The following is a 26,769-nucleotide window of genomic DNA, read 5'->3' as shown; positions in this document are numbered from 1 at the left end:
CCGACGAATGCGGTGACCACTCGCCCGCGCGAGCCCGCCGACCTGCGGCTTTGCAATTCACCACATCACCAACATCCTGTTGCCCCTGAACGCCAGACCGGGAACGTCTGGCGTTCTGTCATTTCCGGAAGGTGGCCCCGTCATGCCCGATACCCTCCTTGTCGCGCTGTGCGCGGTCTGCGGCAGTGGTGATCCCGGTGACCGATACCCGGTCGAGGAACAGTTCGTCTGCCCTTGCTGTGCAGGACAGATCTCCCTATGCGATCACTGCCGCGAGCCCTCGCTCGCGCTGACCGAAACCGCCGACGAACAGCAACTCTGCGCCCGGTGTGTTTCCGGTTGGCGGCCGTGCGTGTCGTGTCGCAAACCCACCAGCCCCGCGGTGCGCACCGACAGTGACGAGCCGGTGTGCCTGCGCTGCGCGACAGTGCTGTTCGACATCTGCTTCGGGTGCAGCCGCTACAGCGGCGACGGCCGTTACGTCGCTGGCGGGCACCGCGCCTGCCCCTCCTGTGTCGGCCGGTTCCCCGCGTGCCCGCAGTGCGGCACCCTGACCCGTCGCGGCTACGCCTGTGACTGCCGGACAGGCCGGGACCACGTCTGGCACTACAGCTACAAACCCGACCCCCGCTTCGACGGCGACGGACCCCTATTCCTGGGTTTGGAGCTGGAGATCATCGTCCCGAACTACCGCTACAGCGAATGCGCCTCCCTCGCCACCGAACACCTCGGGCGGCTCGGCTACTTGAAGCAGGATTCCTCGATCCGGCCAGCCGGATTCGAACTCGTCACCCACCCCATGTCCTACCGGTATGCGATCGACCGGTTCCCGTGGCCGCTGCTGGAAGCGCTGGAAGATCTCGACTGCGACACCGACTCTTCTGTGGGGCTGCATGTGCATGCCAGCCGTGACGGGTTCGACTCCCCCGCCCACATCTACCGGTGGATGAAGTTGTTGTACCGCAACGAATCCGCCGTCTCCACCATTGCCCGGCGCCGTTCCCGGTACGCGCCGTTCGACCGCATGGCGCGGGCACGCGCGAAGGACACCGCCAAAGGCCCGCAGCACGCCCTGGGTCTGGAGCGGTATCAGGCGATCAACCCCTACCCGCGCAAAACCCTCGAGTTGCGGGTGTTCGCCAGCTCCCTGGATGTCCAGCGGGTGCAGGCGGCGCTGGCGTTCACGACCGCGTCCATCCACTACACCCGCGGCCTGCGCATCGCCGATGTCCGCACGGGCGGTTGGGAGTGGTCGCGCTTCGCCGCCTGGGTCGCTGACCACCCCGACTACCAGCCCCTGTGGGCGGAGATGGAGGACCTCGCATGTGCCTGCTGACATACCTGCCCGCCCAAGTCGCTCCCGATCCCGACGCATTGGCCTACGGGGCGCGAGCCAACCCGCACGGTCACGGGTTCGCGATCGTGGCCGGAGGCCGGATTCTGGTCGGGCGTGGGATGAACGCCGACCGGGTGATCACCGAGTTCATCAAAGCGCGCGGCGAGCATCCGACCGGTCCGGCGTTGTTTCATTCCCGCTACGCCACCCACGGCAGCATCGGCATCCGCAACTGTCACCCGTTCCGATTGGGTGGCGACGCTCGAACGGTGCTGGCGCACAACGGGACACTGCCCAAACGGGTGCACCCCGGACCCTATGACCCGCGTTCGGACACCCGGATCGCGGCGGAGGAGTACCTGCCCAAGCAGCCGTTCGGGTCGATCGACACCCATCGCGGGGCACGAGGTCTGGCGTCGTGGCTGGGGTCGAGCAAACTGCTGATCCTCACCGTCGACCCGGCCTACGCCCATCACGCCTACCTGTTCGGCCACCACAACGGGTACTGGCAGGACGAAATCTGGTACTCCAACAACAGCTACCTACCCCTGGCGCTGCGCTGGCCGAAGCGACGCCGATACCTGTGTGGGTACTGCCAGAAATTCGACCTGCACCGCACCAGCCGCTACTGCGGTGACTGCGGCTGGTGCTTCGACTGCGAAACCGCATTCCCCGACTGCACCTGCCACACCGCCTCAACCACCGCCACGTCACGCCATCGGGGGCCGCGCGCACTGCCGTCGGCGCATCACCATCCCCACCAGCAAGCCAGCGCTCCCTGAACTACCAGCGCGCCACCACGGCTTGCCTCCGATACAGAACCCCGCACACTGCCTTCCTCTTGGGCTGGGTGCGGGGTTCTTTCCATTCCACGAGAAGGGACCTGATTCGTCATGCCCGCCTCCACACTCCCCGCCGCCTCGTGCGAGGAATGCTCCAGCCCCGTCCGCGGCGAGGACCTGATCACCATCGCCGACGGCGATCGGGTGTGCCCGGGTTGCGCGGCCGGACTGTCGCGCTGCGACAGCTGCGCGACCCACGCCCGCGCCGACACCCTCGCCCGCACGATCGAGGACACCTTGCTGTGCGGTGAATGCCTGACCGGCTGGCAGCGGTGCGGGGAATGCGATGTCTACACCCGCGTCCTCCGCGGTGTCGTCGGCACCGACATCGAAGTCTGCGCCGAGTGCGCGTCTGGTTACGAGAGCTGCGACGACTGCGACAGCCTCGCCCAGGAACTCTATTCCGTCGACAGCGGCAACCGGGTGTGCGAGCGATGCGCGGACCAGGACTACCACGAATGCTGCGACTGCTTCACCCTCGTCCCGGTCGACACCACCTACTGCGACAACTGCGCCGACACCTACTCCACCGCCCATCACGCCGCCGTCCACGACTCCTACTACACCCCTGAACTGCGGTTCCACGGTAACGGACCGCTGTTCCTCGGGATGGAACTGGAGATCAAAACCCCCGACCGCAGTTACCGCGATGCGGTCGACACCGCCGTCGCGCACGTCCGGGATCTGGCGTATCTGAAGGAAGACGGCTCGATCTCCTGCGGGTTCGAGCTCGTCACGCATCCGATGTCGTATGAGTACGCCCTCGAGCGGTTTCCGTGGCAGCTGCTCAACAGGCTGCGGTTGCTGGGCTGCTACACCGACGACGGCGTCGGCATCCACGTCCACGTCTCCCGCGCCGGGTTCTCCTCCCCCGCGCATGCCTACCGGTGGCTGAAATTCGTGTACCGGAACGAGGAGTCGGTCACGACGCTGGCGCGGCGGTCCTCGACCTGGGCGCAGTTCTCCCCGCAACAGCGTTCCAGCGCGTTGGAATACGCCAAGGGAGGCCAAGCCGGATACGGCCGGTATCAGGCGATCAACGTCTGCCCGGAAGACACTTTCGAGCTGCGGGTCTTCGCCAGTTCCCTACACCCCCAGCAGGTCCAAGCCGCGTTGGCGTTCGCCGCGGCGTCGGTCGAATACACCCGCGCGCTGTCGGCGGCCGATATCGCGCGCCGACGCGGCTGGGAATGGACCGCCTTCACCACCTGGGTGCGCTCGCGCCCGGTCTACTCCCCGCTGCTGGCCGAAATGGAGGCCCTCGCATGTGCATCCTGACATTCGTCAAACCCGGTATCAGCCCCGACCTCGACGCCTTGGCCAACGGTGCGTTGGCCAACCCGCACGGCCACGGCTACGCCGTGCTCACCGACACCGGCATCCTTGTCGGGCGCGGCATGAATGCCGAGAAGGTGATCACCGAGTTCGCCGCCGTGCGTCAGCGTCATCCGGAGGGTGCGGCGTTGTTCCATTCCCGGTTGGCCACCCACGGTCTTCGCACCGTCGCCAACTGTCATCCCTTCCTCGTCGGCGCCGACGAGCGAACCGTGCTCGCGCACAACGGGATCCTGCCGGACAACGTCCACCCGACCAGAGGCGATCAGCGCAGCGACACCCGTATCGCCGCCGAGGATTTCCTGCCGACCCAACCGTTCGGGTCGCTGGATTCGTGGGCGGGACGGGAGCGGCTGGAGCGGTGGCTGGGCAGCGACAAGATGGTGCTGCTGACCATCGACCCCGCCTACAAGCATTCGGCCTACATCTTCAACGAAGGCTACGGGCACTGGGACGGCGGGATCTGGTACTCCAACCGCACCTACCTGCCGCACACCTGGGGCTACACCGGCGCCGTGGACTGGGAGTACTGCCTGGGCTGCGGCGAAATCGACCCCGAACAGCCCGGACCGCACTGCACCACGTGCGGATTCTGCGCCGAGTGCCTGCGCCGCGTTCGACGGTCTGGACCGCTACGCCGACCTCATCGAACTCGAGAACGCCTGACCGCGCACACCTGGCTCTGATCGCCGTCCAACGGCCGCGAACCCACTTCGAGAAAGGCAGATCCTGCCGTGCCCTACTACCCGAATCTGGCCACGATCCTCATCCACACCCGCGACGTCGACGGCCACGCCATCATCGTCAGCACCGACGGCCAGCACCTGCGGGTGCTGCTGCGCGACCGCGATGAACCCGACGACGACTGGCGCTACGCCGATCTCGACGCTCACACCGCCGACGCCCTCGCCACCGTACTGTCCGGCCACGCCCGACCTCGCCCGCAACGGCGTGGCGGGTGGTGGCGGCGCCTGGGAGGCGGTCGCTGATGACCGACCACCACCTGCCACCGGCACCGCATGCTGACGCATCCGAGCCCGAGTTCCTTCACCAGGTCCTCGCTCGAATCGACCGCTGGTTCGACGACGCCAACCCCGACGACCTCCATGCCGCCCGCGACCTGCTGCGCCAGCGCCTGGCCAGCACCATCGCGGCCGTCGCTGCCGCTGACGACAGCGACCGCGGTGATCCAGTGGTCGCCCTCATCGCGACCGAACTGCATCGGCTTCGCCGAACCCGGGTGACGGCCACGGTCATCACCCGCGGCGGCCACGTCCACGACCACGTCCGCGTCCATGCGGTGCACCGCCACCACACCGTGCTCTCCCGCGCCGGCGAGCAGGCCGGGGTGCTGCTGCCGCTGACGTTCATCGAATCCGTCACCCCGCTCAGCGGGGGCACGGCCGACGCTGTGTCCGCCGTGTTCTCCCACCGGAAGGAGTGCTGAGCATTGGCTTCGGTCGCACTGTGGTTCCCGCTGTCGAAGGTGATCGACCTCGCCGAGCACGCGATGGCCGCTTCGCAGCATTCCCGCTCCCCGTATGCCGATCCCGGCCCAGCGGTGCCGTCCCTGATCTGGGTCAAAGACCACGGCATCTACCTGATGAGCAACGGCATCCCCCACCAGCCCGGCGAACCCGACAGCCCCGACTACCAGGCGCACGTGGTCTACGCCCTCCACCACGGCCCCGGAACCCACTGGATCCACGGTGACCCGCTCGGTGACGACTTCGTCGAATACCTCCATCTCACCGAGAACTTCGACGGCCACACGCTCATCGAACTCATCCGCACCTACGCCGCGATGAACGGCTGGCTGTCCATCACCGTCTCAACCAAACGCTTCACACTGATGTTCAGCCCCACCGCGCCCACCACTCCGCTGCGCAGCGCTGACCAGCGCCCCTCCCGCGGAGTGAGGTGATCGTGGCGGGAATCGACTCCACCCATTACCTCGCCCGTCTCCAGACCGATCCTCAATACCGGTCGGTCCTGCCCAACCTCGCCCCCACCGCACGGGTGCTCGTAGCGGGCTATCACGCCGCGTTCGCGACCCCGCCGCGGCCGGGCGCCCCGATCGGCGTGTTCCCCGGCGTAGACCCTGACGCGGCCAGAGCAGGGGCGGCGGTCGTCATGGCGTTGGTGCGCATCGAATACGCAACCCGAGTCACCGTCGATGCGGACGGCGGCAGCCGAGACATCTGGCAGCAACAGCTGTTCGATCGGTTGCCGACCGGGTACGGGTGGCGGCTGCTGCCTGCCCAGCTCGATGAGCGTGGCCGGTGGCTGATCGCGCGCGGCAACCTCGCAGCCAGCGGCCTCCAGGCGTTGCTGCCGCGGTCGGTCAGCATCCAGGTGCCCGGCGCACCCGTCGCGGTCGCGGTGCACGACCTCGACCCGCACACCGGCCGCCGCTGGCCGTGGTGATCACCAACGCCACCGAACTGGTGGCCTGGATCGAAACCAACCTTCCCCACCTCGACCCCGACCGGTTCGAGCCCTGGGTCGTCGAACCTCCGGTCCCGGGCGCGCTACGCGCGGTGATCGAGATCCGCATCCACGCCCCCGGCGTCACCGAGCGGGTGCTCCGCCTCGAGGTCTCGGCCGCACCGACCCAGCCCACCCAGTCCTGACACTCCGCCCGTCTGCCACTTCAGGTGGGCCCATCCTCCGATCGATTCGAGGTGATCTTCGTTGACTGAACCCGCACTACCGGCGCGACCGCCGATCCCTGTGCGGTTGGCACACGCACCGCTGGCGCAGGGGCTGGTGGTCCCCTACATCACCCTCGCCCACCGCGACCGCACCCGCCCAGTCTGGGGCAAACTCGACCAGCGACGACTGCGAGACACGCTGGCGCGCAAGCTGTGCCAGGTCTGCGGGCAGCCGCTGGAGGACCGGGTCCTGCTCTACATCCGCCCCGCCGACCACCTGCGCGGTATCACCCCGGAACCGGGCGTGCATCCCGAATGCGGCCACTACTCCCGCCGCGCGTGCCCGATGCTGGCGGGACGGCAGACCCGCTACAACCCGCACCCGCCCGCGAAGTTCGCCCGCTGCGAGGACCCGGCCTGCCACTGCTGGCGGTGGCAGCCCAACGAGCGGGATCCCCGCGAGGCGCCGCGCGAAGGCCAGCCCGCCGACGCCTGGTACGAGGTGTGGATCCCGATCTCGGACTACATCGTCGTCCACGACCCCGGAACCGACACCGCCCCACCCGGCATCGGCATCAACCTACGCGGAGTCATGCTGCTGAAGATCCGCAAGGTCCGCGACGCCGCGGCGGCTGTTGACGGGTCATCCCTTCCGATCGATCTGCTGCCCTCTTACGCGGCCTTCGCGAAACTATTCGGCCTCAAAGGCATGCGGCTGTGACGGCCTCGCGCAAGACGCTCGCCCCCATCGGTGGGGCTGCTGCAGAACGCCGAGCGCACCACCAAGTGCGGTTTGCCTGTGGCCTCTTGGGCGGCCTGCCTCCGCCCTTTGCTGCCCGCGCTGAGCTATTGCGCGCTGCTTCACCCGACGCCGAGGCGCGATCGTGGATATGCCCGTCCCCTTCCAGGACACGATCACTATCCCGCGCCCTCTGGTGATCCGCCACCGTCACACGAGACCGCGCCACTCGGTGCGCGTGTCTTCCCTGCTGTGCCTCACCCGCTGTGGGTGAGGGATGCCCCTGTCCTAGTGATCGAGGAGGCTTGTCGTGTCGTTCGTTGATGATCCCGGCCGGTTCATCGCCGAGGCGTTGGCTACGTTGCCGGAACCACCGCAGCGGTCACTGGTGGTGATGACCTTGCGGGAACCGGCGTCCGGACCGGACGGATATATCGCCGTAGAACGCATCCGCCACGAAGACCTGCACAGGACGCGCCACTACCTGGCCACGAGTCCGATCCTGGACCGCACCCGCCGGTGGTGCGCCCGGCACCGCCCGGAGGTCGTCGCCGTGGTCGTGGTCGACGGCCCGACCCCTGGCACACCGTTTCCCCGCGACGAATATCGCGAGCTCATGGCCCGGTTTCACGATCAACTCACCGCACTGGGAGTCGGTGTGTTCGCGGCGTGGTCGGTCACCGGCCGCGACCCGGGCCACCCCTGGGCCGACCTGGTCGGCAGCGAGCACGGTCTGCTGCCCTACCCACCACCACGCGGCGGCAGCGTCGAGAACCTTCCCCCCGATCTGGTGCCGGATGCCGAGCTGGCGGCCGAGGTCGCCGCACTGGTGACGGTGCGTGACGGGGACCGTGAGCTGTCGCGGCAACGGCTGCGACTGACCCTGATACAGGTCGAGGCGGTCCACGCCGGGGGTGTTCTGTCGGCCGCGGAGATCGCCGAGCTCGCCGACGCACTGAGCGACGGCCTGGTCCGCGACAGCCTGTACGCCTTCGCCGCCGGCCCGAAACGACCACGCGGACATCGGTTGTGGGCGTTGCTGGTGCGGGCGTTGCCCTCACCCCACCGCACTGCGGCGGCGATGTTGTGTGCGGTCACCGCCTATGTCGACGGTGACCGTGACCGGGCGCGTGCGGCGATCGGGATCGCGGTGGCCGACGACCCCGACAACCCGACGGTGCAGGCGATGGCCGCCGGAATCCACCGCACCGTCCCGGTCGCGCTGTTTCGCGCCGCGCTGGGTGCCGGACGCGCCGGCACCGCTCAACTCGGCATCGACATCGACTGAAACTCCCCACCCGCATCGACCCTTCGTGGAGGCTTCATGATTCCCGCATCGCAGTCCCCCTCGCGCCGGCTGGCGTGGGCGATCCTCGCGCGCGCTGCGCTGACTGCGGCGCCGGTCGTGCGCGAGCTGCTGCACACCCTCGAGGTCGAGGAGGCCGCCGCACGGCTCACCACCGGCCAGGATGTCGCGGCCGATCTTCCGCGGGATCTGCGGGGGCTGGCCGCGCGGGATCTGGACCGCGCGGATGCGCTCGGCGTTCGGCTGCTCACCCGTGACGATGCCGAGTGGCCAGGGAATGCGGGACTGTCCGACCTGGACGCACCCGGCATCAGCGGTGGGAGTCCGGTGGCGTTGTGGGTGCGCGGGGCACCGCGGCAGGCCCCGCTGTCGCAGTTCACCGTCGCGGTCGTCGGTGCCCGTGCCGCCTCCGGCTACGGGGTGCGTGTTACTCATGACCTGGCCGGTGATTTGGCTGAGCGTGGTTGGACGGTTATCAGTGGCGGCGCGTTCGGGATCGATGCCGCCGCTCATCGCGCGGCGCTCACCCGTGGTGGTCGCACGATCGCCGTTGTCGCGACCGGGCTGGGTCGCGCCTACCCGGCCGCGCATCGCGAGTTGTTCGACCGGATCGCCGAGTCCGGGATGCTCATCTCCGAGTATCCGCCCGATACCCCGGCGGCCAAACACCGGTTCCTGCAACGCAATCGGCTCGTCGCCGCGCTGTCGAGCGCCGTCGTCATTCCCGAATGCGTCTTCCGGGGCGACACCCGCAATACCGCCAACTGGGCGCGTCAGCTCAACCGCCCGGTGCTCGCGGTCCCCGGACCGATCTACTCCGCGGCCTCGACCGGCTGCCACGAGCTGATCCGCGCTGGTCATGCCCGCCTGGTCACCGATGCCCAACAGGTCATCGACGACATCACATCCACCCCCGCCCCGCCGCACAGCGGTGACCGGCCCATCGCATAACCATCCGGCGCTCGTCGGCTCATCCGGGCGGCCCGATCGCGGTTCGCCCCTGCTTCACTTCCCCGCTCCGGCGGCAATCGTCCGCCGACCCATCACAGGAGGTTTCCTCATGTCCGCGTCCACCGTTGCCGTGCAGTCCCTGCCCCGGGGCGAGTTCGAGCGTCTCGAGCACCTCGGCTACGCCGGAGCCACCCCCGCTATCACCGACTCGGCCGTGCTGGACCGCTGGCGCGGCGAACACCCGGCCTGGCGGGGTCGCTACTGGGCGTTCCTCGACGACGGCGAGCACGGCGTGCTGCGACTGCGCCCGATCAACGTCGCCCGCCACAGCGCCCAGCCAGCCGCCTGACCTCTCATCCACGCGGGTGCTCGCCCGTGCCCTGTCGTTCCCGTTTCCGTCCTCCGGCGCGGCGGCCTCACCTGTGACTGGTGGGGTCGTCGCGCCGCTTGCACTGAGGAGCCGTGTTGACTACTTCCACCCTGACCGCCGTTGCCGACCCGACCACCGATCCCGGCCCTGACACCGACCCGGTGGCTGTCGAAGAGACCCCCTCCGTTGCCGCCGAACAGCCCGCCCCTCCGGTCGAAGAGCCGACCGTCATCGAGGAGCCGCCGGTGCTCGACCTGCCCGAGGCCAAGGCGGAGTACCTGGATCCGGCGCAGTTGGTAATCGCCGAAAACGTCCGCAAGAGTTTCGATCTCACCGCCCACCCCGACGAGGCCGCGTCGATTCGCGAGTTCGGTGTCGGCAACCCGATCCGCGCCGAACGCGAGCCCGACGGCTCCGTGCATGTCGTCGACGGGCAGATCCGCACACTGATCGCCCGCGAAGTCGGCCTGACGCGAGTGCCGGTGTGGGTCACCGACGCCCCCACCGACATCGACGCCAAGGAACGCCGGATCGCGCGGACGTTGACCCAGATGAACCTCAACGACCGCCGTATCCCGCTCACCGACACCGACCGCGCCACCGGCATCGCGTTGATGCTCGACCTCGGCGCGTCGGCCACCCGGATCGCGAAAGGATTGCAGCGCAAACGCTCAGAGATCCAGAAGACTGCCGCGGTCGGCGCCTCCGATACCGCCAAGCAGCTGCTCGAGCAGCGCCAGTACGGCCTCGATCAACTCGCAGTGATCGCCCACTACGAGAACCTGGGCGACACCGACGCAGTCGAACGCCTGGCGACGGCGGGCCGGTGGAGCTTCGCCTCCACCGCGAAACGGATCGAGCACGACCGCGCCGAAACCCGCGCCCGCCTCCAGGAATCGCTGCCCTACGGCGCGTACGGGTTCGGCATCCTCGCCACCGAACCCAACACCAGCGAACCGGACCCGGACTACATCCCGGCCAGCGATCTGGTCACCGCCGCGAGTGAGCCGGTCAGCGAGGAGCTCATCTACGCCGACCCGGGCCAGTGGGTGGTGTATCTCGAGGTGCAGGACAACGGGCTGCTGGTGGACAAGGACACCGGCGCGATCATCGACCCGGGCACCGTCGACTGGAGTACCCGCGGCGATCTGTCCGCCGAGCCCGCCGACGGGCGGGTGCACGCTGAGCAGGTGCAGTGGCGCGACCGCTGGATCCCCATCTACTTCCTGCCCGCCAGCGGACTCGCCGACAGCGGCCTGCAACGACTCATCCCCGATACCGGTGAGAGCTCCGAAGAGGCCGCCGCGAAGGCGGCGGCTGAGCGGGAGCAAGCGCGCCAGGACCGGCGGCGGGTGATCGAGCTGAACAAACGCGGGGACGCGGCCAACGCGCGACGGCAGGAGTTCCTGCCGCGCCTGCTGGCCGGGCGCACCCCGCCGCGGCAGGCCGCGGCGTTCGTCGCCGAATCCATGGCCCATTCCCTGGATCCGAGCGTGTTGCAGAAGGTGACCAAGCTGCTCGGGGTCGGTGGTTCTACCCAGCAGCTGGTCGCAGCGATCCATGCCGCGGCACCGTCGCGGGCGTGGATGATCGTGCTGGCCATGCAGGTCGCCGCCGCCGAGGCGCCGATCGGCAAGAGCTTCTGGCGCGACAGCTCCGCGGCGACGAAACGGTATCTGCATTTCCTCGCCGACGCCGTAGCCGGAACCGAGCTGGACTTCGCGCTGGTCGATGTCGAACAGGCCGCCGCCGGAGACATCGACTACCGCGACATCGACCTCGCCTCCTGACCACCACCTCTGATCTGCCCGGAGGCACTCCGCTGTTCGTGCTGCTGCCACCGAGGCCACCACCTCGGTGGCAGCCCGATCGCCGATTCATCCCCACCTGTCTACACCTTGTGAAGGAGCATGCTCATGGCCGCAGACACCCCGCTGACGGTGATCGGGAACCTGACCGCTGATCCAGAGTTGAGGTTCACCCCCGCCGGTCACGCGGTCGCGAATTTCACCGTCGCCTCCACCCCACGGTATTTCGACCGCAACGCCAACGAGTGGAAAGACGCCGAGGCGTTGTTCATGCCGTGCAGCATCTGGCGTGAGGCCGCCGAGAACGTCGCCGAATCGCTCACCCGCGGTGCAAGGGTCATCGTCTCGGGCCGGTTGAAGCAGCGCAGCTGGCAGACCACCGAAGGTGAAAAGCGCAGCCGGGTCGAACTCGAGGTCGACGAGATCGGGCCATCGCTTCGGTTCGCCACCGCGAAAGTCAACCGCACCAGCCGCAGCGGCGGCACCGGGGGCTTCGGCGAGCAACGTGACCGCTCCCGCGACCTCGTCGGGGCAGCCACCGGCAGCCGCGGCGGTGACGACAATCCCTGGGCGACCACCAGCAGCGGATTCGGCGGCGGATTCGGCGGCAACGAGGAGCCCGGGTTCTAGAAACCCGTCCCGCGTGACGCCGACCTCCCCGCCCCCGTAGCGATCACGAGCAGCTCGTCGCGGTGGCTGGATATACCCGCCCCCGATCGGGTGTATCCACCCACTGTCTCACTCGACATCCGGGCATCCAGCGTCGGCGGCGCGCACCGAGCCAATCGCGGGGCATCAGCGCCGCGGAGAACGGGACCAGCTTCGCCCACGCCTGGCAACAGGCGTGGGCGGCCCCTCGACCGGCCCGACGACCCGCACATCTGATGCCGACTCCCGCCCATCCAGGAAACGTGCGGCCCACCGTCGCTGCCCTGGTCGGCTACCGGCCCGCTCGACCGAGACGGTGACCCACCGCAGGTGCTGAGCGGGTGTGGCGGTTGGTGAGGGCTGGGTGTCTGGCCGTCGGCCCCGCCCTTCTGAGTGCTACCAGGACGTGAACCCGCCACGGCTGCGGGCCCGCGCCCGGCCGTCACCGAATTCGCCCGGCGCGCCGCCTCTCTCGAATCCGGCAGACCGGTGGTGTGCGCAGCGAATTCGCCGCCGACCGTTCCGGCGCGTTCCCTCCGCCGTGTCGGACTCCCACCCTGGTCGATCGCACTCAGGCGGGTCAGACGACCAGCCGCCCAGCCCCGTGCCGGGGTTACGTACGTGGCGTCCGGCACGGGGCCGAGCTGTTTCCAACGACAGAACAGGACCCAGTGATGACCGCAACGTTGAACGCACCCGAGACCACCGGCACTGTCATCGAAGTCGCTGAGACCGCTTCTCCGTTCGCCGCCGCACTCGGCGAGATCGAATACCTCCTGAACACCGATCCCGACGCCGCACGGGAACGCTTCACCGCCGTGCTGGCCCTCGCCTCCCCGGCCGAGCGTGAATTCCTCGACCGCGCCGCCGAGATGTTGACCCGCTCCCCGTGGAAGACCGCAGCGCGGCAGCTGGGATGGATGGCCAAAAGCCGCCCCGAACTCCGATCGCTGATCATCGACCACACCGCCGAGGGAGACCCGGGCCTGTACCGGCCCGAACTGCCCCAGCCCTCCGAGGTGTCGATCGAGGCGTCCGAATGGGTGCGTCGCTCCATCCGGGATCGCCGCTCCCGCGACCGTGACACCGCCACCCCGTCGGCGGCCACCGACGCCGCCCGCTACCAACCGGAGAAGGTCGCCGCCCGCCGTGCCCGTATTCCCGCGCCGACCCTCGGTGCGGTCAGCCTGCGTCACCGTGCACGGGATCTGGCCGTGGCCAAGCGCCGCGACCGCGAGTACGCGGCCTATGCCGCGCAGCGGCTCTACGCGATCGACACCGCCGCAGACGAGGATCGCACCCCGCCGGTGCCCGAGCCCCGGAAGAAGGCCGGGCAGGTGTGGGCGCACGTGCAGGCCGAGTTGTGGGAGCGTTCCTACTTCCTGCACGTCGCGCAGTGCTACACCGAAGCCGACCGGCACCTGCTCGCTCCCGAGCTGCCCGAACGCCACATCGCGACCGAGCGTCCTCACGCCGGGCTCGAGGACGCGACCCGGAAGTTCCTGCGCGAGCACGGCACCGAACCCGAACCTTCGGGACGCACGCGCGGCACGCGTGCCCGACGGACCCGCCCGCAGTTCCCGCCACGAATCACTCCGGCCGACCAGTCCCGCTTCGCGGCCCGGCGCACCGGGCTCGCGGTCCCCAGCGACCGTGACGAGTATCTGCCCTACAGCGAACTCGATGTCCGCGAGTCCACCTGGCAGGGCTCGGGGTTGGACTACGACCTGGCCGCGATGACCCCGTATCTCGGGTGGCCGTGCGTGGGCTGCTGGATCGACCGGCCCGCCGCCGACCGCCGTCCCTTCCACACCCGCGACGGGGTGGTGGTCAGCGACGACGGACTCTGCGATGTCTGCCGCGCCGACGGCCACCCCGGAATCCCCGAACTGCCCACCGGATTCGGGATGCGCACCTTCATCGACTCCCGCTGCGCCCACATCGCCGCCGCGCATCCCGTCCAGGTGCGGGTGTTGCTGGACCGGGTGCGCGCCGCCTCGGCGAACACCGGGCCGACCTGGCGGCTGATCACCCGGTGGATGGCCATGAACCTCGAACAGCCCGAACGCGCACCCCGCCACGCCGCGCGTCGGCCGCGGCGGGGCGCGTCCGCGCTCGGGGCCGGGCAGCGGATCGGGCGCTGCGACGCCTGCGCCCGCAACGGTGTCGTGCACGCCGACAACTACTGCACCGACTGCCGCATCGACCTCGGCCTCGTTCCCACTGCCCGCCGCACCAGCGCGGTGGCCTGACCGACCCTGCACGAATCTCCTCTCCCGTGTTCGCCGGTCCGCCGCGGTGTCGACCCCTGCGGCGGACCGGTCCACCATCCCCCAACCGACAGGAGCCCCCCTCGTGCGTCGACTCCCGAACCGAGCCCGCCGCGCACTGCGCGCCCTCCGCGACGCCGTGTCCGCACCCGCACCGCACCCGGGCGAGGTCCGGGTGCGGGTCTACCTCAACACCGACCCGACCGCGCTGCTGACCGGATACCGGCCCGACGCACCGGTCACGCTGGCCTACACCTACCTGCTGCGCGTCGACCCGGTCACCGACACCGACGCGGTTGTGCTCGAACGTGTCTTCGCCGCGTTCAACGATCATCCCGAACACGCCGACGACCAGATCCACACCGACACCTGGTACGCGAAAGGGATACAGGGTGTCACAGGACTGCGGTCACTGTCGGTCGGCGACCTCGTCGGACTCGACGACCGTCACTACGCCTGCGCGTCGACCGGATGGTCGCCCGTTCCCACCCCACCCGTCTGACTCACCCGTCGCCACCGCGGCCCCAGCCGAGACAGATCTCCCAACGCAGCCCGCGCAGCACCGCGCCGTTCCCAGCACCCGAACCGGAGGAAGACGCCACCATGGTTCACTACATCGATCCTGTACAGCTGGACACCACCGAACTCCAACAGCACCTCGCCGCTGGCACGCCGGTCGTGGTGTCCATCCGCGCCGAGGCCGGACACACGCACCTGATCGACTGGGCGCGACGCCACAACCTATTCGTGCGCATCGACCGGGCCAGCGACTGGGGCAACCCCTACATCATCGGCCGCCACGGCAACCGCGACGACGTCATCACCGCCCACGCCCACCACATCCCCCGCCGTGTCGACCTGCTCACCCGCCTGCGACGCGGCGCACTCGCCGGGCATGTCCTCGGCTGCTGGAGCGCACCCAAACCCTGCCACGGCCACACCCTCAGCGCACTGAGCCTCGATCCCGACCTCGACCCGCTCGCGGCCGTCCGGATCCAGCAGCGCAGGCGAACGTGACCGCACGGCCGTCAGACACCCGACAGCCGTCATCACGGTAGGAACCGGATCAACCCGCTCCAGTTCCTACCTCCCCATGCCCACGCACTCACCGATCACCCGCACACCGCTCCCAATCTCTCCCCAGCCATCCACAATCCCACCTCACCACCCACCATCTACATCCATCCACCCCCTTTCATCCACATCCCTTTTCTCAAGCAGACCTCTTGCATCGAGGATAACTTTCCGGACTCACTCCTAAAACACGACAACTTCGAGGTCGCGCAGGTGGACTATCGCGAGGGTGTGACTGATCAAAAATTTGTTGCCCCGAACCCGTTTGCGAGGGCCGCGATGCCGCTACGGCCAAGCAGCATTGGCGTGGAATCTCACACGCCGCCTTCGACGACTCCCAGCCAGCCGCGCAATCAGGTCCGTCCGCGACCTGCTCGCCGCCGCCGATGTCCTCCCGCCATACCGGCCGGCGGTCGAACGTATCCATCCCTGGTGCGAGAGACCCTCGCACCTCTGCCGAAACCGCATGCCGACCTACTCGGCCGCTTCACACGCTGGAACCTCCTACGCCGCCTGAGCAAACTCGAAGCACACGGCAACGTCACCCGAGGCGCGGTCCAGCATGCCCCCGCCACCATTCTCGCTTCGATCCGCTTCCTGACCTGGCTCGAGGAGCACAACATCGCAATGCCCGATCTCACCCAGAGCATCCTCGACCACTGTCTCATCGACCACCCCGAAACAGGCCCAAGCCTCGCCCTTTCCTCGACTGGCCCAGCAATACCGAACTAACGCAGTCCTTCACGATCCTGGCTCCGAAACGCCCCGAACCACAGGCCGCCCTCTCCGACACCGGACGTTGGCGCCACGTCGAAACACTGCTGCACGACAACACCATTCGCCTCTATACCCACATCGCCGGACTATTCCTACTGCTGTTCGCGCAACCACTGTCCCGCATCTGCCGCACGCACCCCGAGCAAGTCACACCCCATGACAACAGCACAGTCCTTCAATACCGACCCCATCGAGATGCCCGAACCACTCCTACGCGACCATCTCGCCCACGGCGCGCCCACCTCCTACGCCAACACCGGACGCTGGCTCTCCGTCGGCCAACAACCTGAAAACAACTGGTGACCAGAGACATTAGCCCGAACTCGTCGCCTGCGGCATCCAACCGTCCCACGCCCGGAAAGCCGCCTGTTTCCACCTCTCCGCCGAAATGCCCACCCCAGTCCTCGCCGACCTCCTGGGACTCAGCACCATCACCGACAACCGCTGGGGCAAACTTGCTGTCGAGCCTGGAACCACTACACCGCCCTCCGCCCACAACAACCTCAAACACGAGTGAACCCAGCCCAACAGTCGTCATCCTCCGGGCAACACTGGCCAATCCTGACCACCATGGATCAGCCACACAAACAGACCATGACCTGCAAGTTTGATCCGAGAACGGAACTAGTGACTTCACTACATTCACGAGAGTGCGCTACAACCTTGTCCCCATTTGGGGGTAAGGTGCGTAAGACTCAATGATTAGAGACACCAGCCGAACAGGTCCGAGCCGCCATCTCAGCAGCGACCCGGACCTCCTCAGTCACTGCCGCCTGTGATCTAGCCCTCCAAGCTTCGAATCACATGCAGCAGCCACGCCCCTAGCTCGGTGGGAATCTCTCCCACCGAGCTAGGGGGGCTATCACCCGCCCTCCTCGGCAGGGTACGCACCACCAGATCAACGATCGTTACGGCAGTACGCGCCCACAGGATGGACTCCAACCAGCGTCGAGCCCCGCTACGGCGACTTTCGTGCCGCGACGGATCTGGTTTCTCAGTTGTCACTTCACCTCCCTGACTCTCAACGGAACCACCACCGAGCGGTGGTGGCTTCAGCCGACCTGCACAGCAGGACTCGGTTGAAGCCACCCCACCTAGCAGAGTGACTCACCCGCCGCACGCCGAGTACGCACGCACGCGAGAGTCAGGCGACAGGCAACGCCGATCGACCAGACGGCAAGAGTCTACGCAAGATTCGGCCATGGACACACCCGCGATGGCAGCGCAGGCGATGGCAGGGCCAGCCGGCCTAAAAGTCCACACCCAGAGCACCAGGTTCGCTGTCGGCGCGTTCCGGTTGGATATTGGCGCCTCGAATACCGTCCTCCCCGTTACAATTAAGTACCAGCGAGGCTATAGTTGCATTTTCGTGCGAACAGACAAATTTACCCCTAGGCGAGATGGCGCACTGCATGTCTTCATAGATACATGACCGCGACCATCCATAAAGTCGTTGCAGGCAATGGCTTCCAGTACTACCTACGTGATGTTGCCGCGCAGGATGCCACCTCGCGTGGCCGGTCGAGCCTGGCAGACTACTACTCCGCCAAAGGGGAGACTCCGGGCCACTGGCACGGCGCCGGCCTGGCTGCTCTCGGCATCGCTGTCGGGGACGAAGTGACCGAGGAGCAGATGAAATCGCTGTTCGGGCTGGGTCGTCACCCGAATGCAGACGTGATCGAAGCCGCGGTGATCGATGAGCAGATCTGGCGTGGCGCCAAGCTGAAGGACGCCGACCGTGCCGCAGACAAAGCATCTCGGTTGGGCAACCCGTTCCGGGTTTATGCGGAGGTGTCGGAGTTCCGGAAACGGTGCGCGACCGCCTTCGAGGAACACAATTACGCGCGTGGATATGACCCACATACTGCTATCCCCGATGCCGAAAGAGCGCGCATCCGCACCGTTGTGGCGACGGAAATGTTCACCGAAGAATACGGTCGCGCACCCTTGGATGTACGGGAATTGTCCGGCTGGGTGGCACGCAACTCACGCCCCAACACGACTGCGGTCGCGGGTTTCGACCTCACGTTCTCCCCAGTGAAAAGTGTGTCGGCGCTGTGGACACTGGCCCCGAGGGCCGTCGCGGAGAAGATGGAAGCCGCCCATCATGCCGCGGTCGACGACGCGATCGAGTGGCTGGAGCGCCACGCGACCTTCACCCGGCTGGGCCGCAACGGCGTCCGTCAGGTCGACGTGGAAGGCGTTGTGGCGGCCCGGTTCACCCACCGGGACAGTCGCGCCGGCGACCCGGACCTGCATACTCACATGCTGATCGCCAACCGGGTCCGCACTCTGGACGGGCGCTGGCGCACCCTCGACGGGACGGCGATCTACCAGTCAGTGGTCACGGTCTCGGAAATCTACAACACCCGCCTGGAGCACCACCTGCGATACCTCATCGGCGTCGAATTCGCCGAACGCTCATCCGCGGACGTGTCGAAACGTCCGATCCGAGAGATCGTCGGAATCCCAGAATCATTGATTCAGATGTGGTCGCAGCGCGACGCCGCGATCACAGGACGGTTGGATGAACTGGCCGCGCAGTTCCAACAGCAACTCGGACGCGAACCCACTCCCGGTGAGGTGTACGAGCTTGCCGATCTCGCGACTGTTCAGACACGTCCCCGAAAGCACGAACTACGTACCCTCGCCGAACAACGCGCCACTTGGCGCGCCGATGCGATCGCGCTGTTCGGTGGCCGAACGGCACTCTCTCGGATGGTGGCCGCAGCACTGGATCCGCCCCGAACGCCGCCGCCGATAGTGTCCAGCGAGTGGATCACTCGCACGGCCGAGCAGGTCCTCGCGGTGGTCTCGGAGCAGCGTTCGACCTGGCGGCGACACCACGTGCGAGCGGAAATCGAACGCCAGACCCGAGGCCAGGTACAAGGCGAGCACTGGGAACACGTCACGGAAGCCATCCTCGCAGAAGCACTTTCACCCAGAAACGTGATCTCACAACACGATCCCGACATCAGCGACGAGCCCGTACTGGGCGCGGTGCCCCAGCTGCTGCGCCGCAGAGACGGCAGCAGCGTCTACGCCACCGCGGGTGCACAGGTGTACACCTCCGCGCATACGTTGGCAGTCGAGCGGCAACTGATTGACCTGTCGGTGCAACCCGGCGAACGCCAACTGCCACGCCACCTGGTCACCGAAGCAGTGCATGCCTACAACCAAAAACATCCGGATCGGCCGCTGAACCCGGGTCAGATCACGGTGATCGATCGCTTCGCCCAGTCGGGATTGCGCGTACACACGGCCAACGCCCCAGCCGGATCGGGCAAGACCACCGCGATGCGTGTGCTCACCGATGCCTGGCATCGCAGCGGCGGCTACGTGCTCGGATTCGCACCCACCGCAGCCGCGGCCGCAGTGTTGAGCGACGCGATCGGTACCCGAGTGGAGACCGTCGACCGGCTACTCACCATCCTCGACCGCCACTCACTTACTCTCGACGACGGCGTGCTGGAGCCCGGATCGCTGCCGCAGTGGGTCGTAGAGATCAACACCGACACCTTGGTGATCGTTGATGAGCACGTCAAACTCGGCAACGCCAAACGGTTACGCCTGCTGAAGTTTCTGACCGAGCGCGGCGCGACGATCCGCTGCATCGGCGACGACCACCAGCTGCCCGCGATCGAAGCCGGCGGCGCCGATGCCGACATGAACTCCGCCGCTCCGGACCACACCCTGACCCTGCCCCACGTCGTACGTTTCGCCTCTACCGCCGAAGCCACCGCCAGCCTCCAGTTGCGCAGCGGGGATCCCGCCGCACTGGGCTGGTATCTGGACAACGGCCGCGTAAACGCCGGGCATCACGGCGCCACCCACGACGACGCCTACACCGGGTGGATCACCGACCACCTCAGCGGCCGCGACAGCATCATGCTCGCCGCAACGCACGACGTCGTCACCGCCTTGAACTCACGCGCCCGAGCCGACCGCATCGCCCGCACCGAGGCGGACACAGGGCCAGAATGTGTACTCGCCGATGGACTGCGCGCTTCGGTGGGTGACGTGATTCGGACCCGCCGCAACAACCCGCGACTACGTCTCGGCGCACACGATTGGGTGCGCAACGGCTACACCTGGCTCATTACTGCCGTCCACAACGACGGCAGCCTCACCGCCACACACCTGCATCCGCGCGACGGAAAGCACAACGACAGCGTGCGGTTCCCCGCCGACTATGTGCGCGCGCATGTGCGTCTCGGATACGCCACAACGATCGATTCCGCCCAAGGAATCACCGCCGACACCTGCCATATCGCGCTCACCGGAGCCGAATCGCGACAGCAGCTGTACGTCGCCATGACCCGCGGCGTCCACGGGAACTACGTGTATGTTCCGACCGCGGTCGACGGCAGCGAAGCCTCTTTATGGAGCGAACCCGCGGTGTCTCCGCATACGGCTGTCGAAGTTTTGGTGTGCATCCTCGACCGAGACGGTACGCAGAAATCTGCGCACACCCAGGTGCGCGACGCACTCGACCCATTCGCTCGACTCGGCCGTGCGGTCGACATCTACCTCGACACCATCGGCCTCGCCGCCGAAGACGCCCTCGGTCCTGCGGGTCTTGCTCGTCTCGATGCTGGCGCCGACATCGTGCACCCGCATCTCACCGACAGCCCTGCCTACCCAATCTTGCGCCAGCACCTCGCGGTCATCGCGATGACCGGCCGCGACCCCCTCACCGCACTACACACCGCAGCCGCAGCACGCGAACTCGACACCGCACACGACCCCGCCGCCGTACTCGACTGGCGCCTCGACACCACGGGAACCCACTCCAGTGGAATCGGACCACTCACGTGGATCCGCGGGATACCCGACGCACTCGACACCCATCCCCTCGCCGACCAGCTGCTCGCACGCCAACGCATCATCACCGACCTCGCCCACCAAATCCACGACCACACCCGCACCTGGACACTCACCACCACGCCCCACTGGGCACGCCCACTCCGCGAAGCCGACCCGCAACTGGTTGCCGACCTCGCCGTGTGGCGAGCCAGCCTTCACATCCCCGACCACGACCCACGCCCGACTGGACCACCCCGGTACGCCACCATCGAAGGCGAGTATCAACAACGCCTGCGGGACCGCCTCACAGCCGAGCACGAAGACCTCGACCTGCCGGTCAACAAATGGGCGCCGGTTGTTCGACACCTCGACCCGCGCATCACCACCGACCCGTACTGGCCCACCCTCGCGACCAAGCTCGAGGCCGCCGAACGCGCCGAAATCAACATCGTCGGCCTGCTCACCGACGCCGCAAGCAATCGCCCGCTGCCCGACGAGATGCCCGCCGCAGCGCTGTGGTCACGCCTGGAGTGCTCGATACCCGACCTCGAGATCGGCCTCGGCGACCGTCCGGCACCCCGTGATGCAGCTGGGGATGCTCTGCACTCAAGTCCCGAAACCAACGCGTTGGTGATGCTCACCGACGAGGAACTCGACCGGCACATCGGCGAACTCGAGCTGGGACTCGCGCTGGTCGACACCGACACGTTCATCTTCAATCCTGCCACCTACAAGCCCCTTGAATCTGACCTTGGAGACGCCGCCCACCGTCACCACGCTGCCCAAGAAGCGATCCGCCACGCCCGCCACGCGGACCAACAGCTTCAAACAGCGATCCGAGCAGCGGACAACGTTGCTAACGATCTTCACTCTGCCCGAGCGGAACTCGACGCGGCTCCCCGCTACCGCCGCGGCCACCGTCGCCGACTACAAGCTCGTATCAACACACTCGTCGTAGAACGCAACATCCGTGATCGGGAATGCAACTCCGCCCACGACTCCACGCGCAGTGCCCACCGACACGCGGCTTTGCTCGCCGGGCCGGAACAAGACTGGGGCCGCATACTCACCAGCCACCCGGAGCCTTCGGCCAACGAACTTCCCCAACTCGACACAGCCCTCATCGACGAAGAAGCCACCGAGCACACCGCCTACATCCGAGAGCAACTCGGCGAATACCGCGCCGAACAGCGCCGCCGCAGCACGCTCAGCGCAGCTGAGCGCGCCGTCGAAGAACAAGTACGGCATCGCGTTGCACGACCCGGTGAATACGCCTCTGACGCCGACAAGTCGATGGGCATCTTCGATCGGGAACATGACACCGATCTCGGGCTATGACGGCGTCGCATTGCAGGCAAATCAGTCGGCTCCAAGATTCCAGCCCCCGTGCCCAAACGGGTTGTCGGGCGGACCCAATCGCGCCCGACAGCCTGTACGTCGGCTATCGCCACGGAGCGACTGCTGGCATGAGATCGTCGTCTCAATTGGCCGCCGCTAGTACCAGGTCCCGGTAGGGCAGCCTGATGATCGGATTATCGGCGATGCCAAGTTCTCCTTCGACCTGACCGAGGTGAATGGTTGCCACGTCCGTGTCGGCCGCCGTGATTTCCGTCTCGACGAATGTTCCAGCATCGGTGACGGCATCGATGCTGACGATGATGTCGTCACGCTCCGGGTGCTGGTAGATGGTTCTGCGCTTCTCGACACGGACGAGTTCGACCATGCCGATCGCGTCCAGTAGCCGGCTGGCCGACTCGGCTTGCTCCGGCCCGCTGAGGGTGACGTTGGTTTCACGCTTGGCGATCACGTCGGTGTCGCTGTGGGTGGCAGCATTGGACGGCGGCTTGTAGGTCATCTCAGCGAAGCCATCGCGACGCCGGATACGAAGGCATTCAACAGTCTTCATGTAGTCGACGTCGGGTCGGCTGTAGTAGATGTCGACCTCGGTGAGGTGTCCGGCCTCTCGATATCCGAGTTCGGTGAGGCGCTGCCGAAGGACATGAGGGTCGGGAAGTTCCCGTTTACGCTCGACCTCGATCAAGTGCATGTGCTGGATCATCCTCTCGCATGGATGGCGGTGTGCACGCGGGCCAGGTTCGGTTTGGAGCAGTGTCGACGGATCGTTCCCAGCGCCTGTTGCAGAACTTCGGAGTCGGCGACAGGAACGTTCTGGAACAGAACCATCTGCTTGGCGTCGATCAAGGGGTTCGCAAGACTCTTGCGCAGAAATCGGTTGTAGTAGTGGCGCTCTCGGACGAGCACGTCGGTGGCTTGCACAGGAACAAGCACGGACGGACTGGATTCTGCCTCTACGGAGTTGGTGGCGAACGCAGTCAGAAGCTCATCTGCTGTGAGATAGGCATAGGTCTCTCGGCCCTCCCGCTCGAGCCAAGTACCCCATACGTGGCTGCAGTCGCCGTCGCCGCGCTCCGCCGCGGCGAGGAACAGACTGAGCGCTACGTCGGTGACAGTGTCAAAGATGTCGCTGTCGATGACGTGGTGATGGCCGTAGCGTTCGCTGACCGCCTCGATCGCGGCGCGGTCATTCTGCGATAACCATCCGTAACCGGTGAATGAGAAGTGCACACGTTTGTGTCCAGCGCGGAAGTCGATCCAGTCGCCCGACAGTTGGCCGTCGAGAGTCGGCGTGAATCCGAGGACTCCCGACCTCCAAACGTGATCGCGCAGCGTGATGTAGTGACGCTGCAGTTCGCGAAAAAGCCCGATCGGCGCATGGATGACCGCGCAGACCCGAGTGTCCAGCTCTTCTGCCGCCACGATGCAGGAGTTCTGGCGAATGACCAAGTCGTCGTCGTGGCGATGGTAGGGATGCGTGCCTTCCCGTAGATAGTGCGGCACGAACAGACGAAGAAACTGCAGCCACGACTGGGCGTTGTAGGACTGGACGACGCGCTCGTGCAGCGATACGGCATCGACTGCGTAGACGTCACGGTAGACGAAGAATCCATAAGGCTTCAGTACCGTCGGAAAGGTCCGCATCAAGCTGTGCAGGCCACTGTATGCACCACCGTAGGAGTACACCTCGTGCAGCAGTGCCGATGCGCTGATCACATCGACGGGTTCGCTGACCATTGATCCGATGTTCTGGGCCCATCCATGAATCAGCTCGCAGGTACCGACTGCGTTGAACTGGTCGATAGCCTGCGTCAGCGACTGAGATGCGATTCCGGGCGCCTCTATCAGAGTCAATCGCACGTCGCGGGGCTGGTCACGGAGCTGAGAAGCGAGAAACTCGACCGCAGCACCGCCACCAGGGCCGATCTCGATGATGTGCGGCTCGGTGCCTGCTACGCGCGACAGAGCGCGGTGCACGAGCATGCCTTTCTCGTGGCCGTGGTCGTTGGCTGCGATATCGAGATAGGTCCGCTCCGCTTTTCGCTCGGAAGCGAAGGGGTTAGTTGTTCCGATCATTGCGCACCAGTGATGGTCGTTACGTGGTTTCGGGCGGTCGACCCGGATGTGGCTAAGGCTCGAGGTAGAGGCGTTCATTGGGGAGCCGGGGCAGGTGCCGGGGATCGTCCGAGATCACATGGATGGCGTTGTGATGGTTGTGGGCGTGGAAATCCTGGACGAACAGCAGCGCGGCCGTCAGGCAGGCGGCGAAGTCCAAGTGCACGTCGTTCAGGTAGATCGACAGATGGACATCCCGTTCCATCGGCCGCGGGGACCCTCCCGGACCGGTCACGAGGCGCGACTGCGGGACTGGCCGGAAGACCAGCGCGGGCCGACGCACGCCCGCACCGAGGAAATCACCACGGCGCCCAGCGGGCGGTAGGTATCGCGCGCCGGCTCGATCCACCGGCGGACTCCTGCGGGCATGCCTACTGGAGATGGCAGAGCGATCAGTCCGCCACTACGGATGACCTTGACCTGGTGACGGAACAACATCGCGAACAGCCGCGGGTCGTCCGGAAAGTCGGGACGAATCAAGAACGTCCATGTCCCGGACCGCGGGTGAGTGAAGATCGGCCCCAATGGGTGCTGCCTGACCTGCATGTGATGCCGCACGCCAGCGCCGATATGTGCAGGCATCGTCACGGCGCCGACCGATCCGGCCACCAATTCGATCCGGCCGAGGGCCGGATCGACTCGAGTCGGTAAGCCACACACTCGCCGGTAGAAGGCGCAGCGCTGTTCGGCTGACTCGCCGACCCGCACATCGGGCGACTCGTGTTCAGCGACAGTTCGGCGGCCCCTGCCCACGCCGCGGACTGACGACGCACCCTCGCCAGCGAATCTTCCTGCACTGTTATGCGAAACCATGCTCTGCCTCCCTGAGATTTCGAATCGCGCCCGACGCCGGGGGCTTACGCCACCAGCCAGCGGCATTGCGGGTCGGTGTGCCGAGAAGAAGATCGGCATCGACCCGGCGTCGGACGCGACTTCAGTCTGTGACGGAGGCAACGGAAGCCGGTATATCTTGGATGCGGACAAGAAACTGTCCCCGTTCGAGGCTGTCCCGGTAGTGGTCGCATCCGACCAGGTCACAGAGGATGTAGCGATGGCCCAACAACCGCGTGAACTGGCCGCCATGGAGTCGGCGCGACAGTTCTTCGGCGCCGAGCTGCGGCACTGGCGGCTGCTACGGAAACTGTCTCTGAACCAGCTCGGGGCAATCAGCCACGACAGCGGTTCGCTGATCGGCAAAATCGAGAAAGCTCAACGCCGTCCGACACAAGCGTTCGCCGCGCGAATGGATAGAGCGCTGGACACCGACGGCATCCTCCAACGCATGTGGCTCGACATGAATTCTGCCGCAGCAGAGATGAGTACATCTCCACCCTTGGTGGCCGCAGAAACCGCTGCGCCCTGGGTCGGCCTGGAAGCCTTCGACCCTGTCCGCGAATGGTTGGAGTCAGCCGTTCCTACGTTCGGCCGCGGCACAGGCCATCGGCGTGTAGGAAGCACCGATGTCGCGGTGATGTGGTCGATGTGCAGCGTATTCGCCAACGCAGATCATCACCTCGGCGGAGGCTACGCTCGCGCGACTCTGGCAAGGCTCATCGATGACGTTGTCACACCAGCGTTGCGCGGTTCCTACGACGACCAGACAGCCTCGCAGCTGTATGCCGTCTCCGCCCGGTTATGCAACTTGAGCGGCTTCATGTGCTTCGACTCTGCGCAGCAGGGTCTTGGACAGCAGTACTTTCAGCAGGCCCTCCAACTCGCCAAAGCGGCCAGAAACACCGCCTTGGGCGCACACATCCTTACCGATATGTCCATGCAGGCCCACTACCTCAGCCGACCTACCGAGGCCGTGCGATGCGGTACCGCCGCAGTGCAGGCCGCCGAGCAGTCAGGCTCCCCCAGTACCGCCGCACGCTGCAACGCGCTCCTGGCGCGTGCACATGCGCTCAATAACGATGCCAGCGTGAGCGCGAGAGCGATGCACGACGCCGAACGGCATCTCGGCCGTGCTCGGCCAGATGACGAACCGGACTGGATTCGGTTCTTCACCGACCGCCAGCTGTCGGCCGAGTTCATGTATGTCGCTCACGATGGGCGACGTCCGACAGACGTACGCGAACAGGCACCTATTGTTCTGGCGGACTCGGTAGGGATGGAGCGAAGGAAGGTCCTGGTCGCCGCAACGCTGGCAGCCTCCTTCGTGCCTGAGGATGGAGAGCGCGTGTGCAAATCAGACGTCGATGTCGAGCAGGCGTGCCAGGTACTACTGGACACGCTTCCTGCGGCGCGCGGACTGACCAGCTCCCGTGCGATCGAGTCGATCAACCTCGTTCGGCGCCGACTCGCGCCCTTCGCGAGCATGCCTGCAGTTCAACAGGTCGAACACGAGTTCCAGACCTCCGTTGCGTTAGTGGGATAAGGCTG

26 protein-coding genes are annotated in these 26,769 nt (G+C 66.6%); 22 read left to right on the top strand and 4 right to left on the bottom strand.

Going from position 1 to position 26,769, the window contains the following annotated elements; genetic code table 11:
* Positions 1-142: 142 nt before the first annotated feature.
* The 21 genes from ABZ552_RS13905 to mobF all read left to right on the top strand — a co-directional run bounded on the left by ABZ552_RS13905 (position 143) and on the right by mobF (position 22,254).
* The gene (locus ABZ552_RS13905) at positions 143-1,336 is read left to right on the top strand and encodes a hypothetical protein (protein WP_281873955.1); all 1,194 of its coding nucleotides are present in this window, start codon (positions 143-145) and stop codon (positions 1,334-1,336) included.
* The gene (locus tag ABZ552_RS13900) at positions 1,324-2,118 is read left to right on the top strand and encodes a class II glutamine amidotransferase (protein ID WP_281873956.1); all 795 of its coding nucleotides are present in this window, start codon (positions 1,324-1,326) and stop codon (positions 2,116-2,118) included. The genes ABZ552_RS13905 and ABZ552_RS13900 overlap by 13 nt, the downstream gene beginning before the upstream one ends.
* A gap of 111 nt (positions 2,119-2,229) precedes the next feature.
* On the top strand, positions 2,230-3,456 hold the full coding sequence (locus tag ABZ552_RS13895; protein ID WP_281873957.1) for a hypothetical protein: 1,227 nt from the start codon (positions 2,230-2,232) through the stop codon (positions 3,454-3,456).
* On the top strand, positions 3,444-4,199 hold the full coding sequence (locus ABZ552_RS13890; protein ID WP_281873958.1) for a class II glutamine amidotransferase: 756 nt from the start codon (positions 3,444-3,446) through the stop codon (positions 4,197-4,199). The genes ABZ552_RS13895 and ABZ552_RS13890 overlap by 13 nt, the downstream gene beginning before the upstream one ends.
* A gap of 48 nt (positions 4,200-4,247) precedes the next feature.
* Positions 4,248-4,502, top strand: coding sequence for a hypothetical protein (locus ABZ552_RS13885; protein ID WP_281873959.1), 255 nt, complete (start codon positions 4,248-4,250; stop codon positions 4,500-4,502).
* Positions 4,502-4,960 (top strand): hypothetical protein, encoded by a 459-nt coding sequence (locus ABZ552_RS13880; protein ID WP_281873960.1) that lies wholly within the window; start codon positions 4,502-4,504, stop codon positions 4,958-4,960. Before ABZ552_RS13885 ends, ABZ552_RS13880 begins: the two co-directional genes overlap by 1 nt.
* 3 nt (positions 4,961-4,963) lie before the next feature.
* Positions 4,964-5,437, top strand: a complete 474-nt coding sequence (locus tag ABZ552_RS13875; RefSeq protein WP_281873961.1) for a hypothetical protein — start codon at positions 4,964-4,966, stop codon at positions 5,435-5,437.
* 2 nt (positions 5,438-5,439) lie between these two features.
* On the top strand, positions 5,440-5,940 hold the full coding sequence (locus ABZ552_RS13870; RefSeq protein WP_281873962.1) for a hypothetical protein: 501 nt from the start codon (positions 5,440-5,442) through the stop codon (positions 5,938-5,940).
* On the top strand, positions 5,937-6,146 hold the full coding sequence (locus tag ABZ552_RS13865) for a hypothetical protein (protein ID WP_281873963.1): 210 nt from the start codon (positions 5,937-5,939) through the stop codon (positions 6,144-6,146). Before ABZ552_RS13870 ends, ABZ552_RS13865 begins: the two co-directional genes overlap by 4 nt.
* 106 nt (positions 6,147-6,252) lie before the next feature.
* Entirely contained in the window at positions 6,253-6,888 is a 636-nt protein-coding gene (locus ABZ552_RS13860; protein WP_281873964.1) for a hypothetical protein, read from the top strand.
* 328 nt (positions 6,889-7,216) lie between these two features.
* Positions 7,217-8,194, top strand: coding sequence for a DUF4192 family protein (locus ABZ552_RS13855; RefSeq protein ID WP_281873965.1), 978 nt, complete (start codon positions 7,217-7,219; stop codon positions 8,192-8,194).
* A 36-nt stretch (positions 8,195-8,230) separates the two neighbouring features.
* Positions 8,231-9,163, top strand: coding sequence for a DNA-processing protein DprA (dprA, locus tag ABZ552_RS13850; RefSeq protein WP_281873966.1), 933 nt, complete (start codon positions 8,231-8,233; stop codon positions 9,161-9,163).
* A 109-nt stretch (positions 9,164-9,272) separates the two neighbouring features.
* Entirely contained in the window at positions 9,273-9,512 is a 240-nt protein-coding gene (locus ABZ552_RS13845) for a hypothetical protein (protein ID WP_281873967.1), read from the top strand.
* Positions 9,513-9,628: 116 nt separating this feature from the next.
* Entirely contained in the window at positions 9,629-11,323 is a 1,695-nt protein-coding gene (locus tag ABZ552_RS13840; protein ID WP_281873968.1) for a ParB/RepB/Spo0J family partition protein, read from the top strand.
* 126 nt (positions 11,324-11,449) lie between these two features.
* Complete coding sequence (locus ABZ552_RS13835) at positions 11,450-11,971, top strand: single-stranded DNA-binding protein (protein ID WP_281873969.1); 522 nt, start codon at positions 11,450-11,452, stop codon at positions 11,969-11,971.
* A gap of 692 nt (positions 11,972-12,663) precedes the next feature.
* Complete coding sequence (locus tag ABZ552_RS13830) at positions 12,664-14,241, top strand: hypothetical protein (protein WP_357437293.1); 1,578 nt, start codon at positions 12,664-12,666, stop codon at positions 14,239-14,241.
* Between the two features lie 103 nt (positions 14,242-14,344).
* Positions 14,345-14,761 carry a hypothetical protein gene (locus ABZ552_RS13825; RefSeq protein WP_281873971.1) on the top strand — a complete coding sequence of 139 codons (417 nt, stop codon included), beginning with the start codon at positions 14,345-14,347 and terminating at the stop codon, positions 14,759-14,761.
* Between the two features lie 101 nt (positions 14,762-14,862).
* On the top strand, positions 14,863-15,276 hold the full coding sequence (locus ABZ552_RS13820) for a DUF4326 domain-containing protein (protein ID WP_281873972.1): 414 nt from the start codon (positions 14,863-14,865) through the stop codon (positions 15,274-15,276).
* A 489-nt stretch (positions 15,277-15,765) separates the two neighbouring features.
* Positions 15,766-16,065 (top strand): hypothetical protein, encoded by a 300-nt coding sequence (locus ABZ552_RS13815; RefSeq protein ID WP_281873974.1) that lies wholly within the window; start codon positions 15,766-15,768, stop codon positions 16,063-16,065.
* 201 nt (positions 16,066-16,266) lie between these two features.
* Complete coding sequence (locus ABZ552_RS13810; RefSeq protein ID WP_281873977.1) at positions 16,267-16,413, top strand: hypothetical protein; 147 nt, start codon at positions 16,267-16,269, stop codon at positions 16,411-16,413.
* Positions 16,414-17,538: 1,125 nt separating this feature from the next.
* The gene (gene mobF, locus ABZ552_RS13805; RefSeq protein ID WP_357437289.1) at positions 17,539-22,254 is read left to right on the top strand and encodes a MobF family relaxase; all 4,716 of its coding nucleotides are present in this window, start codon (positions 17,539-17,541) and stop codon (positions 22,252-22,254) included.
* Between the two features lie 142 nt (positions 22,255-22,396).
* On the opposite strand, the gene cyaB is transcribed toward mobF, so the two are convergent.
* Genes cyaB through ABZ552_RS13785 form a run of 4 tightly spaced genes read right to left on the bottom strand, consistent with a single transcriptional unit; the run spans position 22,397 to position 24,996 of the window.
* Positions 22,397-22,963 (bottom strand): class IV adenylate cyclase, encoded by a 567-nt coding sequence (gene cyaB / locus ABZ552_RS13800; RefSeq protein ID WP_281873980.1) that lies wholly within the window; start codon positions 22,961-22,963, stop codon positions 22,397-22,399.
* Positions 22,964-22,971: 8 nt separating this feature from the next.
* Complete coding sequence (locus tag ABZ552_RS13795; RefSeq protein ID WP_281873981.1) at positions 22,972-24,348, bottom strand: hypothetical protein; 1,377 nt, start codon at positions 24,346-24,348, stop codon at positions 22,972-22,974.
* A gap of 52 nt (positions 24,349-24,400) precedes the next feature.
* Entirely contained in the window at positions 24,401-24,592 is a 192-nt protein-coding gene (locus ABZ552_RS13790) for a hypothetical protein (RefSeq protein ID WP_357437285.1), read from the bottom strand.
* A 26-nt stretch (positions 24,593-24,618) separates the two neighbouring features.
* Complete coding sequence (locus ABZ552_RS13785) at positions 24,619-24,996, bottom strand: DNA-directed RNA polymerase subunit beta (protein WP_281873983.1); 378 nt, start codon at positions 24,994-24,996, stop codon at positions 24,619-24,621.
* A gap of 442 nt (positions 24,997-25,438) precedes the next feature.
* Here ABZ552_RS13785 and ABZ552_RS13780 point away from each other — a divergent pair, with 442 nt between their 5' ends.
* The gene (locus ABZ552_RS13780) at positions 25,439-26,764 is read left to right on the top strand and encodes a helix-turn-helix transcriptional regulator (protein WP_281873987.1); all 1,326 of its coding nucleotides are present in this window, start codon (positions 25,439-25,441) and stop codon (positions 26,762-26,764) included.
* Positions 26,765-26,769 lie beyond the last annotated feature (5 nt).

Origin of the sequence: Nocardia sp. NPDC019219 (assembly GCF_040632645.1) — a bacterium.
Taxonomy (GTDB): Bacteria; Actinomycetota; Actinomycetes; order Mycobacteriales; family Mycobacteriaceae; genus Nocardia; species Nocardia sputorum.
The sequence above is the reverse complement of the archived record's forward strand: the minus strand, read 5'-3'. Positions and strand labels throughout refer to the sequence as shown.